Genomic DNA, 12,319 nt, shown 5'->3' with positions numbered 1-12,319 from the left:
ATGGGGTGGCCGTCATCCAGAAAAGGCGGAGCTTAGGCTTTGATAAATAATGATTTTATATTTTCCGCCGCATACGGTTGCGGTGTGCCGCTCCCACGCAGCAGCCGGCTCGCCGGCCGGCCATGGGCAACGGATTGGCTGCCCAATCAAGTACATATGAAATATGTAATGTATGGATCGGTGCGTTTGTGAGCATGTGCGCGCTGCGGCCGTTCCGCCGGGTGGCTACCCCTCGACGGATGGGGCCGCCAGCCTGCCACGGTGCGTGCGTTTCGGACGAAAGTAGTCGGTGTTGCGGTAGAAATCGGTATCCGCATTGCCCGGCCACCAGCCCGGAACGCCGAGCAGCGGCAGTGGTAGCAGCGTGCGCGGGCCTGGCAGAAAGCCGTGAGCGGCGAAGCCTGCCGCGATGGTGCTGTCGAGATGCAGCCGCTGCTCATCCGGCGCGAGCGAGAAGAACACCGGGTCGACCACTACCGGCAGCGCCTTGCCGGTGAAGCCGAGATAGGGCGTCAGCGCCTTCTCGTGCAAGGCGTGGCCGATGATGTGGGCGGAGATGGATCGCCCCCAGGCCGCGCGGTGGCCGACGAACAGCGCCTCCCAGGCGTGATCGGCCAGCAGCTCGATCAGCCGCGGTTCGCTGCAGGCCAGCAGCACGCCCGATTCGTCGAGCAGGGTGGCGGCATCGCGCCGGCTGCCGCGTTGCTGGCGGCTGGCGGCCGCCTGGAGCTCCTCCACGTGGCGCCGGTTCAGCGCATGCTTGATCCGGGGGAAGCTGAGCCAGGTCAGTGCGTTGTATAGGTCGTGCCAGTTTTCATGTCGCGTGGGGATCTGGCCGGTATCGTGGATGCGCTGCTCATAGTAGCGGGCGTTGGCGGGAACGCTGTCCGGCAGTACGAAGCGCAGTGCCTGGCAAGATCGCCCGCCGACATGGGCAAGCAGCGCATCGAGCTCTGCCTGGCCGGGCCAGTGCCGCCATTGCTGGTGGGCCGCTAGCCAGGCCAGCGGGGCCAGCAGCGGACTGCCGGTGAGAAAGTCGTCGCGCCAGAGGTCGCTCATAAAGCAAACGGGGCGCGGTAGCGCGCCCCGTTTCCGTCCGTTTTGCCGCTTACTTCAGCGCTGCCAGTGCGGCATCGTAGTTCGGCTCGTTCTTGATTTCCGATACCAGCTCGCTGTGCAGCACCTTGTTCTGCTCGTCGAGCACCACGACGGCGCGGGCTGCGACGCCGGTCAGCGGGCCCTCGACGATCTCGACGCCGTAGTTCTCGAGGAAGTCACGGCCGCGCATGGTCGACAGCGTGACCACGTTGTTGAGCCCTTCGGCGCCGCAGAAGCGCTTCTGCGCGAACGGCAGGTCGGCCGAGACGCACAGGACGACGGTGTTGGCGAGGCTCGAGGCTTCCTGGTTGAAGCGGCGTGTGGACATGGCGCAGGTCGGCGTATCGATGCTCGGGAAGATGTTGAGGATCTTGCGCTTGCCGGCATAGTTCGCCAGCGAGACATCGACCAGATCGTTGCCGACCAGGCTGAAGGCGGGTGCGGTCTGGCCGACTGCGGGCAGGTTGCCGTTGACTTCGATTGCGTTGCCGCCGAGTGTGACGCTAGCCATGCTGTATTCCTCGTGCTTACTGTTTCGGGGCCAGCGCGTCGGCGATGGCTTGGTAATTGGGCTCGCTGGTCAGCTCGTAGACGAGCTCCGAGTGCAGCACGGTGTCGTTCTCGTCGAGCACCACGATGGCCGATGCCATCAGGCCGGACAGCGGGTAGTCGGTGATCATGACGCCGTAGTCCTTGTGGAAGTCGCGGCCACGCAGCGTCGACAGTGTGACGATGTTGCGGAATTCCTCGACGGCGACGACGCGGGCCTGGGCGTAAGGGGTGTCGACCGACACAACGATCGCAACCGTGTTCGGGAACTGATCGGTCATGCCGTTGAGGCGGCGTGCAATGGTCAGCCCGATCGATGCGTCGAGACTCGGTACGATGGCCAGAATCTTGCGCTTGCCGGCGTATTGGCTCAGCGATACATCCTTCAGGTCGTTGTTCACGAGCATGAAGCTGTGGGCCGTGTCGCCCGGTCGCGGAAAATGCCCGCCCACGCCGATCGGCTCGCCGTTCAACAGGATGGTTGCCATCTAGATCCTCTCCTCTTGTCTGATGCCGGCCACCTGGCCGGTGCTGCACTCATTATAGGCGACAAAAATGCGGCGGGGCGGATGCTGGGCCAACGCCCTTCACCGCCCGGCGCTATTTCTGCGGAAAGAACAGGAACAGCCGGTACCCCGATGCCTTGAGCTGGCCGACATCGAGCGCCAGCCGGGCCTGCACCTCGGAATTGGGGGCAATGCCCTGGCCGGTGTGCGACGGGTCGAGGTATTGCGCGGGCTCGAAAACCTTGCGCACGACGGTCTGATCGTTGTTGTCGGTCAGCGTCAACTCCATCATCGGCAAGGCCTGCTCGAATTCGGCGCGATTGCGCAGCGTGGCCGAGAGCTTGATCAGGTTGGGCTGGGCCGGGTCGGGGATCAGCTCCGAGCCTTCGATGCTGATCAGGTTTTCGTCGGCGGGTAGTGGCACCTCGCAGCCGATGAGGCCGCACATCTTCACCAGCAGCGGTTTGCTGCCCGGCAGCTTGGCTGCCAGCGGTGTGCGATACACATAGGCCAGTTGCGCCGCGGCCAGCAGCGCGGCGATCAGGCTGCCGGCCAGCCATAGCGGGCGGGTGCGGCTGGCCGCCGGCTCGGCGCCTTCGCTGAAGGTGTCGACGTCGATGATGGGGTGGTAGACGCGGGATTTCCGCGCCGCCTGCTGTTCCTCGATTTCTTCGGGCGGGCTGATGTCGAGCTCGAGTTCCGGTTCGACATAGCGTGGCGGTTTGACTTCGATCGTGCCGTCCGCTTCCGGCGCGGCGTCGATCACGATCTCCTCGCCGGCGCCGCTCGCTGCCGTCGCCGCTTGGACTGGCTCCGATGGTGTCGCATCCTGCGCCGGCAGCTCGCTGCTGATGGCGTCGATGAAGGCGTCGAACGGCGAGGCGCTGGTCTCTTCGTCGGACTGGCCGATTTCGCTGAGGCGCTGTGCCACTTCACCCGGGGCAGTGATCTGGATATCTTCGATCACCAGATCGTCTATCTGCGGGGCTTCGGGCTCGCCGGACGACAGGCTTTGTGCGAGCGCGTCGCGCGGAATGAAGTCTTGCGACGGGTCGAACGCAGGTTGAGCGACCTCGGGCTGAGCCACTTCGGGTGCGACTTGTGGTTCTGGCGCTGGCTCCGGTTGCGGTGTTTCCATCGCGGCGGGCTGGGAGGCTGTATTGGCCACCTCTGCGGGGGGCGCCATGACTGGCTCGGCCACGGCCTGCGCCGCCGTCGGCTTGGGGGCTTCCTGGCGGATGGCGTTGGGCGGCATGTGCAGCGTCTGCGCCGACATGTCCTCCACCTCGATCAGGTGGTTCATCGCGTTGAACACAAAGGCGCAGCGGCCGCAGCGGACCTTGCCGTTGTATAGCGAGAGTTGTTCCGGGGTGACTTTGAAGCAGGTCTGGCAGTTGGGGCAGTGCGTGACGTTCATCGGCGCTTGGTTCCGGAGATGCAAGTCCAACCTTCGTCAAAAACCGGCTCGACCAGGTCGAACCACTGGGAATAGAGGCTGACGATTTCGCCGGCCTGTTCCGCCAGGATACCTGACAGCGCAATGCGCCCGCCCGGCTTGCAGCTGCCGGCGAGCAAGGGCCCGAGCATGCGCAGGGGGTTGGTCAGGATGTTGGCGACGACGACGTCGTATTGCTGTCCGCCCGGCATGTTGTCGGGCAGGTGGAAATCGGCCTGCACGCCATTCTGCTCGGCGTTCTGGTTCGATGCGATGATCGCCTGCGGGTCGATATCGACACCGACGGTCGCACCAGCGCCAAGCTTGCGCGCCGCGATGGCGAGAATGCCCGAGCCGCAGCCATAGTCGAGGATGGTCTCGCCGCCACACAGATTGCTGTCGAGCCATTGCAGGCACAGCCTCGTGGTGGGGTGGCTGCCGGTGCCGAAAGCCAGGCCCGGGTCGAGCTGCAGGTTGATGGCGCTCGGGTTGGGCGGCTCATGCCAGGTCGGCGTGATCCACAGCCGCTCGGAAATGCGGATCGGGTCGAACTGCGCCTGGGTGGCGCGCACCCAGTCCTGCTCCTCGATGGTGTCGATGCTGAAGGCCGGCGTGGGCAAGCCGCACTCGGCTGCCGCGGCCGCGATGATGCCCGCTGCATCGCTATCCTGCTCGAACAGCGCGACCACATGGCTGGCTTCCCATACCACGTCGGTAGGCTCGCCCGGCTCGCCGAAAATCGGCTGTTCGGCATCGGTACCGGCATGGGCGTCCTCGATGCTGACGGACAGGGCGCCGAGCTCGAACAGGGCGTCGGACAGCGCCTCGGCGTGGGAGGCGTCGGTCTCGATGGTGGCGGATAACCAGCTCATAGGTATTCGATTTGCTCTGATTTGGAAAGAAAAACAGCCGGCACATCGGCCGGCTGCGTATTTTATCCGAACAGCATCAAGGCTGTATGGAAAATTAGCCTTTCTTCAACTGCTCCATGCGGTGTTCGAGATAGTGGATGCTGGTGCCACCGCGTTGGAAGGCCGAGTCGATCATCAGTTCCTGGTGCAGCGGGATGTTGGTCTGGATACCCTCGACCACCATCTCGGACAGCGCGATGCGCATGCGTGCCATCGCCTGGTCGCGCGTGTCGCCGAAGGCAATCACCTTGGCCACCATCGAGTCGTAGTTCGGCGGCACGAAGTAACCCTGGTAGATGTGCGTGTCGACACGGATGCCGGGGCCACCGGGTGGATGGTAGGTGGTGATGCGGCCGGGGCTGGGTGTGAACTTCACCGGGTCTTCCGCGTTGATGCGGCATTCCATCGCATGGCCGCGCAGCACGACTTCCTTCTGCGTGTAGCGCAGCTTGTCGCCGGCGGCGATACGGATCTGCTCCTGCACGATGTCGATGCCGGTGATCTGTTCGGTGACCGGGTGCTCGACCTGGACCCGCGTGTTCATTTCGATGAAATAGAACTCGCCGTTCTCGAACAGGAACTCGAAGGTGCCGGCGCCACGGTAGCCTATCTGGCGGCAGGCTGCGGCGCAGGCGTCGCCGATCTTCTTGCGTTGCTTGTCGGTGATGCCGGGGGCCGGGGCCTCCTCGATCACCTTCTGGTGGCGGCGCTGCATCGAGCAGTCGCGCTCGCCCAGGTAGATGGCATTGCCGTATTCGTCGGCGAGTACCTGGATCTCGATATGGCGCGGGTTCTCGAGGAACTTCTCCATATAGACGGTGGGGTTGCCGAACGCGGCCTGCGCCTCGGCCTTGGTCATGTTGACCGAGTTGATCAGCGCGGCCTCGGTGTGCACCACGCGCATGCCGCGCCCGCCGCCGCCGCCCGATGCCTTGATGATGATCGGGTAGCCGACGCGCTTGGCGATCTTGGTGATCTCAGCCGGGTCGTCCGGCAATGCGCCGTCCGAGCCGGGCACGCAGGGCACGCCGGCGGCCTTCATCGCATCCTTGGCCGATACCTTGTCGCCCATCAGGCGGATCGAGTCGGGGCGCGGGCCGATAAATACGAAACCCGACTGTTCGACACGTTCGGCGAAGTCGGCGTTTTCAGACAGGAAACCGTAGCCGGGGTGAATCGCCTGTGCATCGGTGACCTCGGCCGCACTAATGATGGCCGGAATGTTCAGGTAGCTCTGCGGGCTCGGCGCTGGGCCGATGCAGACCGATTCGTCGGCGAGCTTCACGTACTTGGCATCGCGGTCGGCCTCGGAGTGCACGACCACGGTCTTGATGCCCATCTCGCGGCAGGCGCGCAATACGCGGAGGGCGATTTCGCCGCGATTCGCAATCAGTACTTTTTCAAACATGGTGGAACCTCGCGGCAAAACCGCCCTGGCAGCTGGCTGCTGCCGGTCGATTTGACTTCGTCGCTGCGCAGCCTTGCGGTTGCTGATCGCCACGACGGGCGGTCAGGACTGTTTCGAACATGGGAGTACCCCTGTGAAGGGACGGTGATGGTGGGCCGCGCCAGGGGGAATGCTTGGCCCCGGCGTGGGGCACCGCGCCTGATTTAACCGATGATGAATAGCGGCTCGCCGTATTCGACGGGCTGGCCGTTCTCGACCAGGACGGCCTTGATCACGCCGGCCTTTTCCGCCTCGATCTCGTTCAGGAGTTTCATCGCTTCGATGATGCACAGGGTGTCGCCGACATTGACCTGCTGGCCCACTTCGACAAAGGACTTGGCGCCCGGGCTGGGGGAGCGGTAGAAGGTGCCGACCATGGGGGACTTCACCGTGTCGCCTTCCACCGGGGCGGGCGCGGGTGCCGCGGCGGCGCCGGCCACCGGGGCTGCAGCCGGCGCGCCGATGGGGGCCGTCGGAAACACGATCTGGGACGGTTGTGGGGCCGCATAGGCGATTGCCTGGTTGGTGGGGACGCGGCTGATGCGAACCTTTTCCTCGCCTTCGGTGACTTCGATCTCGGCGATGCCGGATTCTTCCACCATCTCGATCAGTTTCTTGAGTTTGCGCAAGTCCATGCTTGTCCTTTCCTGTCTTGGCCGTGCGCCGCACGTATCAGTGCGGTGCCAGCTGGCGAATGGCGTAGCTCAGTGCCAGCTCGTAGCCTTGCGCGCCCAGCCCGCAGATGACGCCAACCGCCAGGTCGGAAAAATAGGAGTGCTGGCGGAATGGCTCGCGGGCGTGGACGTTTGAGAGATGTACTTCGATGAAGGGGATCTTGACTGCGGCCAGGGCATCGCGCAGTGCGACGCTGGTATGGGTGAACGCAGCCGGGTTGATGATGATGAACCCCGTATTGTCGCTGTATGCCTGGTGAATCCGCTCGATCAACACATGCTCGGCATTGCTCTGGAGGCTGCTGAGCGCCAATCCTGCCTGCTGTGCCGCGGCCGCCAGACGGCCGTCGATGTCGATCAGGCGGTCCGCGCCGTACAGGTGCGGCTCGCGCATGCCGAGCAGGTTCAGGTTGGGGCCGTGCAGAACCAGGATGTCGCGCTTGCTAGCGGTCATGGAGCGTCACTGGCGTTTTGAACATCGCGGCAGTTTGCCGCAAGATCGGCGAAGTTGTCTAGTTTTCGACAGGCTTCACCACGATGAAATGCTGACGGAATGTTTGCCCGTCCGACGCGGGGCGGCTCTGGTAGCCGTTGCGCAGCATATCTCCGTAGTTTCCCTAGTGCAAGTCATGATTTCGTGACGGACGCTTGTCCAAGCACTTGCTTGAGAGCCGCTTCCAGCTTGGCTTGCGGCAATCTACCCGCGGCTACGGCGACAATCTTGCCCTGCCGGTCGACGATCACCGTGAAGGGTAGGCCGCCGAGCCGGTTGCCAGCCGCACGCATGATTTCCATCGCATCTTCTTCGCCAGTCAGCAGAGGGTAGTTGATACCGAACTGCTTGGCGAAACGGGCGACATCCTTTGGCTCATCGACGGCAACGCCGATGAACTGCACGCCGCTGGTCTGATACTGTTTCTGCGTGGCGATGAACTCCGGTATTTCCTCGCGACAGGGGGCGCACCAGGTGGCCCAGAAGTTGACGACCAGCACCTTGCCTTTCCATTCGGCGATCTTGCGCGGTTTTTGCTGCAGATCCTTCAGCGGGGTCGTCAACAGGTCGTACTGGGCGGCCGGCGCCGGTGGCGCGGAAAAAGCCGTGACGGGGAGCGCCAGCAAGGCGGTGATCAGCAGGGGGCGAACGGTCATGGAAAGAGGGTTCAGGGAAACGCGCGGTTAAGGGTGGTGAGGAAAACGTCGGCGCTCTGGTAACCCACGACTTTATCTGCATGCGGCTGCTGGTCGCGGCCGAAGAAGATGATGCCGGGCGGGCCAAACAGGCCAAAGCGCTTGAGCAGGGCCTGGTGGGCATCGGTATTGTCGGTGACATCGGCCTGCAACAGCACGATCTGCCGCATCTTTGCCTGCACGCTTGGGTCGGAGAAGGTGAAGCGCTCCATCTCCTTGCATGAAACGCACCAATCCGCATAGAAGTCGAGCAGCACCGGCTTGCCGGCCGCCGCCTGCAAGGCCGCGTCGAGCTCGGCCTCGGACTGGATGCGGCGGAAAGCGGGCGCGGCTGGCTGCGGGCTGGTGCTCGCACTCAGGGTGAAGCTGCGCAAGGGCTGCAGCACGTCGCGGTTGCCCGCCAGTGCGCCGAGCAGCAGCGCGCTGCCGCCGAGCAGTGCGATGACGCCGATACCCTTCCACAGTTTGCGCCAGCCGGAGGCATTGCTCGGCAGCGGGTCCAGCGCATGCAGATAGATCGCGCACACGATCAGCAGCGCAGCCCAGGCCATCATGTAGGCGAGCGGCGGCAGAATCGGCGTGGCGATCCAGATGGCGAGCGCCAGCATGACCACGCCGAACACCGAACGCACGGCGTTCATCCAGGCGCCGGCCCGCGGCAGCACATGGCCGCCGAACACGCCGACTACGATCAGCGGCAGCCCCATGCCGAGCGCCATGCTGTAGAGCGTGGCACCACCGAGCACCACGTCGTGCGTGGCGCCGATGTAACCGAGCGCCATGGCCAGCGGTGGTGCGACGCAGGGGCCGACGATCAGCGCCGACAGCGCGCCCATGCCGAATACCGACAGCAGGTGGCCGCCCTGAAGGCGGTTGGATTGGTCCGACAGCCGGCTTTGCCAGCTGCTGGGCAGCTGAATCTGGTACAGGCCGAACATGGCACCGGCCATCAGCACGAAAAACAGGCTGAATACGGCCAGCACCCAGGGTTGCTGCAGCGCGTTGCTGAGCAGTGCGCCGGAGAGGCCGGCGGCGATGCCTGCCACTGCATAGGCAATAGCCATGCCCTGCACGTAGATGAAGCTCAGCACGAAGCCGCGGCGCTTGGTGGCCTGGTGCCCGTGGCCGACGATGATGCCGGACAGGATGGGAATCAGCGGATACATGCAGGCGGTGAACGCCAGCCCCAGCCCCGCCAAAAAGAAAAAGCCCAGCAAGGGGCCGAGGCTTTGTGTGGTGAAGGCCGGCAGCAGGCCGGGCGGGCCGTCCGCCTTGGCGCCGAACAGCTTGTCCAGCCGGCTGGGGGCCGCGCCCGATGCCGAGCCCGGCTGCAGCTTGAGCGTGTGGGTATAGGGCGGGTAGCAGATGCCGGCGTCGGCGCAGCCCTGGCTCGTCACCTTGAGCATGATGGCGCCACCGGCGGGCTGGCTCAACGGGATGACGAACTTGAGCTGGTGGCGATAGGTTTCCACCTTGCCGAAATACTCATCCTGCTTCACTTTGCCGGGCGGAAACCGTGCCTCGCCCAGCGCGCCAGCCGGATCGAGCTTGAACTTGAAGCGGTCGCGGTACATATAGTAGCCGTCGGCGATGTCATAGCTGATCTCGACCGTTTGCGGGTCGGTCAGCCGTGCGCTGGCCTTGAAGGCCTGCTCGGGGGGCAGCAGCTCATCCTGCGAGGCGGCGGCAACCTGCACGGCGAGCAGGACGAGAATGGCGGTGATGAGATGTCGGAATAATGCGTACATACTTGATATTGTTCGTCTCTGCCCCGATCTGATAGGGGCGGGTCTTTGTCGGCCTGCCGCTCAGGCTGGCGGGACGGTTTCCTGGGTAACCCAGCTCAGGTAAGCGGGCAGGCCCTTGTCGACGTTGACTGCGACGATTTCCGGAAGTTCATATGGATGACGCTTGCGGATCGCCGCCTCGAGTTCGGCATAGCGGCTGGCGTGGCACTTGATCTGCAGTGGAACTTCCGTTGCGGTTTCTGTCACATCCTGCCAACGATAGACCGAGGTGCACGGCGACAGGATATTGACGCAGGCGGCCAGGCGCTCGTCGATCAGGTGGGCGGCCAGCTGGTGCGCGCTGTCCATGTCCGGCATATTGGTGAAGACCAGCAGCACATCCATCATCGAACAAGGAAAACCATCATGTTGAGAATCGGCGGGCTCATTCTACTCGGATTCCCGTTGCTTGAGCTGGCGTTCACGCTGTGGGTCGGCACGCTGATCGGCCCGTGGATCTGGCTGCTGCTGCTCGGCAGCGCATTGACCGGATGGCTGGTCCTGCGCGGCCAGCGCGTGGGTGCACCGCTGCTGATGTTGCAGGCGCTGCGCAACGGTGACCCGATCGGCGGTGTGCTGTGGAATGTACGCATCGCGCTGTCGGGCGTGCTGCTGATCGTCCCTGGCCTGCTCAGCGATATCGCCGCACTGGCGCTGTTGCTGCCGTGGCGGCTGCGCCCGGTGCCGGTATCGGCCCGCGCCGCGTCGCCTGACTATATCGATGGCGAGTATCGGCGCATGGATTGAGCGCAGGGCAGGGGGAGACAGGCGGCAGAGGCCGCCCCCTTGGCCAGCCGTGTTTCTCCACTCAGGGTTTGCCGAGCAGGCTCTCCGGAGTGACTGCCGAATCTGTCACGATCACGATCTTGCGGCGCGAGCTGTCACCTGATTTCAATACTACCTGCCGTACCGGCACCTTGAAACGCTCCGCCAGGAAGGCAAGCAGGGCCTGGTTGGCCTTGCCGTCCACCGGCGGGGCTGCGAGCCGTATCTTGAGCGCCTCGCCGTAGAGGCCGGCGACTTCCGTTTTCTTGGCCCCGGGCTGGATGTGCAGGGTCAGCGTCACGCTGGCGCCTTGCCATTGATACCAGCTCATAAGCTGGTGCTGAGCAGGCTCAGGATGCCGCGCTCGATGAAGCTCATCGGCAACATCAGGATCAGCTGCAACACCAGCAGCAACACCAGCGGGCTCAGGTCCACGCCGCCGATGGGCGGGACGAAACGCTGCAGTGGCCGCAGGAACGGATCGGTCAAGCGGTGCAGAATCGGCGTCAGCGGGTTGCCGTAGGGCGATACCCAGGACAGCACGGCCTGCACGATGACGGCGCCGATCAGCAGGTAGATCGTCAGTTGCAGCACATGCAGCAGCGCGAGCAGCGTCAGGCCGATCCAGGCCGTTGGCAGGGCGAAGTCGATCGGCGCGCCGACCAGCGTGATGACCAGGAAATCCTTGATCAGCGTCGTGAGCCAGGCCAGCAGCAGCGTTGCCGTGTCGTAGCCGGCCACGGCCTTGATCACGCGCCGGGTGGGGATGACGATCCAGTTGGTGAAGGCCAGCAGGAATTGCGGCAGCGGGTGCTGGAACGGTGCCCGCACCACCTGCAGATAGAAGCGCAGCAACAGGGCGAGCGCAAAGAAGCTCGCGATGTTTTCGATCAGAAAGCGTAAGGCTTGTGCCAGCTCGGACATACTTGATCCCTGTAGGTAGCGCTGCGGGGCCGATCCTGGTCGGCACCGAATTTATCAGCCTGCATTCGGGGGGGCGCTGCCATCACGCCATGGCGGCGTGCTGACGGCGGTACCCAGGCCCCAGCAGGCTGGCCGGGTGTCGACCGGACATCGGCCCCGGGTACTTCTTGCTTTGCCGCGGTTTCGCCCTTACTGGCCCCCGAGTTCCTTGCCCAGCTCCTGGCCGCGCGTATTGGCGGCCTCGATGCCGGCGACGATACCAGCCTTTACCTGAGCCGCTTCCATCTGTTTCAGCGCCGCCTCGGTGGTGCCCCCCTTGGAGGTGACCTTGGTGCGCAGCGTGGCCGCATCGTCCTGGCTATCCAGCGCCAGTTTGACTGCACCGTTGAAGGTTGCGTAGGCAAGCTGCTTGGCGTCGGCGCGATTGAAGCCGAGCTTGGCCGCGCCCTCCATCAACGATTCGATGAAGTAGAACACATAGGCCGGGCCGCTACCCGAGACTGCGGTGACGGCATCCATCATACTTTCGTCGGCCAGCCACAGCGTGTCGCCCACGGCCTTCAGGATGCGTTCCGCCACGGCCCGCGATGCCTCCGACACGGCTGCCGGCGCGAACAGCCCCGACATGCCGGCGCGAACCAGGGCCGGCGTGTTCGGCATCACGCGCACGATGTTGTCGTGGCCGCCGAGCCAGCTTGCGAGCGAGCTTACCTGAATGCCCGCGGCGATGGAAATCACCAGCTGGCCGCCAATCTTGCCGGCCAGTTCACCCGCGACTTCCTTCATGCTCTGCGGTTTGATCGCGAGCAGAATCACGTCGCATGCCGGCAGGCCACCGGCGAGCGCCGCCTGGGTGTGAACGCCGAACGACGCCTGCAACTCGGCGCGCTTGTCGCCGGAGGGTTCGATCACGGTCAGGTCGGCGGGCTCGAAGCCCTGTGCCAGCATGCCGCCGATCAATGCGGTGGCCATATTGCCGCCGCCGATGAATGTGATTTTCATGGGGGTGTACCTGAGTGGTTAACTGCTGATGAT

Annotated in this window: 15 protein-coding genes; 1 reads left to right on the top strand and 14 read right to left on the bottom strand. The window is 64.3% G+C overall.

The window, feature by feature from the left end:
• Positions 1-225: 225 nt before the first annotated feature.
• From ABWL39_RS06145 to cutA, 11 genes are all read right to left on the bottom strand, one after another.
• The gene (locus ABWL39_RS06145; protein WP_367788135.1) at positions 226-1,059 is read right to left on the bottom strand and encodes a DUF3025 domain-containing protein; all 834 of its coding nucleotides are present in this window, start codon (positions 1,057-1,059) and stop codon (positions 226-228) included.
• Between the two features lie 49 nt (positions 1,060-1,108).
• The gene (tpx, locus tag ABWL39_RS06140; protein ID WP_367788133.1) at positions 1,109-1,609 is read right to left on the bottom strand and encodes a thiol peroxidase; all 501 of its coding nucleotides are present in this window, start codon (positions 1,607-1,609) and stop codon (positions 1,109-1,111) included.
• Positions 1,610-1,625: 16 nt separating this feature from the next.
• Positions 1,626-2,135, bottom strand: a complete 510-nt coding sequence (tpx, locus tag ABWL39_RS06135) for a thiol peroxidase (RefSeq protein ID WP_367788132.1) — start codon at positions 2,133-2,135, stop codon at positions 1,626-1,628.
• Positions 2,136-2,247: 112 nt separating this feature from the next.
• Complete coding sequence (locus ABWL39_RS06130) at positions 2,248-3,570, bottom strand: DUF3426 domain-containing protein (RefSeq protein WP_367788131.1); 1,323 nt, start codon at positions 3,568-3,570, stop codon at positions 2,248-2,250.
• On the bottom strand, positions 3,567-4,460 hold the full coding sequence (gene prmA, locus ABWL39_RS06125; RefSeq protein WP_367788129.1) for a 50S ribosomal protein L11 methyltransferase: 894 nt from the start codon (positions 4,458-4,460) through the stop codon (positions 3,567-3,569). The genes ABWL39_RS06130 and prmA overlap by 4 nt, the downstream gene beginning before the upstream one ends.
• Positions 4,461-4,554: 94 nt before the next feature.
• Complete coding sequence (gene accC, locus ABWL39_RS06120) at positions 4,555-5,907, bottom strand: acetyl-CoA carboxylase biotin carboxylase subunit (protein WP_367788127.1); 1,353 nt, start codon at positions 5,905-5,907, stop codon at positions 4,555-4,557.
• A 203-nt stretch (positions 5,908-6,110) separates the two neighbouring features.
• Complete coding sequence (accB, locus tag ABWL39_RS06115) at positions 6,111-6,581, bottom strand: acetyl-CoA carboxylase biotin carboxyl carrier protein (RefSeq protein ID WP_367788125.1); 471 nt, start codon at positions 6,579-6,581, stop codon at positions 6,111-6,113.
• A 37-nt stretch (positions 6,582-6,618) separates the two neighbouring features.
• Positions 6,619-7,074 carry a type II 3-dehydroquinate dehydratase gene (gene aroQ, locus ABWL39_RS06110; protein WP_367788123.1) on the bottom strand — a complete coding sequence of 152 codons (456 nt, stop codon included), beginning with the start codon at positions 7,072-7,074 and terminating at the stop codon, positions 6,619-6,621.
• A gap of 173 nt (positions 7,075-7,247) precedes the next feature.
• Positions 7,248-7,769 (bottom strand): TlpA family protein disulfide reductase, encoded by a 522-nt coding sequence (locus ABWL39_RS06105; RefSeq protein ID WP_367788121.1) that lies wholly within the window; start codon positions 7,767-7,769, stop codon positions 7,248-7,250.
• An 11-nt stretch (positions 7,770-7,780) separates the two neighbouring features.
• A complete protein-coding gene (locus ABWL39_RS06100) occupies positions 7,781-9,556 on the bottom strand; it encodes a protein-disulfide reductase DsbD (protein ID WP_367788119.1) in 1,776 nt (591 codons plus the stop codon).
• A 60-nt stretch (positions 9,557-9,616) separates the two neighbouring features.
• Entirely contained in the window at positions 9,617-9,943 is a 327-nt protein-coding gene (gene cutA / locus ABWL39_RS06095; protein WP_367788117.1) for a divalent-cation tolerance protein CutA, read from the bottom strand.
• 18 nt (positions 9,944-9,961) lie between these two features.
• Here cutA and ABWL39_RS06090 point away from each other — a divergent pair, with 18 nt between their 5' ends.
• Complete coding sequence (locus ABWL39_RS06090) at positions 9,962-10,342, top strand: FxsA family protein (protein ID WP_367788115.1); 381 nt, start codon at positions 9,962-9,964, stop codon at positions 10,340-10,342.
• Positions 10,343-10,403: 61 nt separating this feature from the next.
• On the opposite strand, the gene ABWL39_RS06085 is transcribed toward ABWL39_RS06090, so the two are convergent.
• From ABWL39_RS06085 to proC, 3 genes are all read right to left on the bottom strand, one after another.
• Positions 10,404-10,691, bottom strand: a complete 288-nt coding sequence (locus ABWL39_RS06085) for a DUF167 domain-containing protein (RefSeq protein WP_367788113.1) — start codon at positions 10,689-10,691, stop codon at positions 10,404-10,406.
• Positions 10,688-11,284: a YggT family protein gene (locus ABWL39_RS06080; protein ID WP_367788111.1), complete on the bottom strand. Its 597-nt coding sequence runs from the start codon at positions 11,282-11,284 to the stop codon at positions 10,688-10,690. Before ABWL39_RS06080 ends, ABWL39_RS06085 begins: the two co-directional genes overlap by 4 nt.
• Positions 11,285-11,473: 189 nt before the next feature.
• Positions 11,474-12,286: a pyrroline-5-carboxylate reductase gene (gene proC / locus ABWL39_RS06075; RefSeq protein ID WP_367788109.1), complete on the bottom strand. Its 813-nt coding sequence runs from the start codon at positions 12,284-12,286 to the stop codon at positions 11,474-11,476.
• Positions 12,287-12,319 lie beyond the last annotated feature (33 nt).

Source organism: Chitinivorax sp. PXF-14 (genome assembly GCF_040812015.1).
GTDB lineage: Bacteria > Pseudomonadota > Gammaproteobacteria > Burkholderiales > SCOH01 > JBFNXJ01.
Note: the sequence above shows the minus strand (reverse complement) of the source record. Positions and strands in the feature narration are given on the sequence as shown.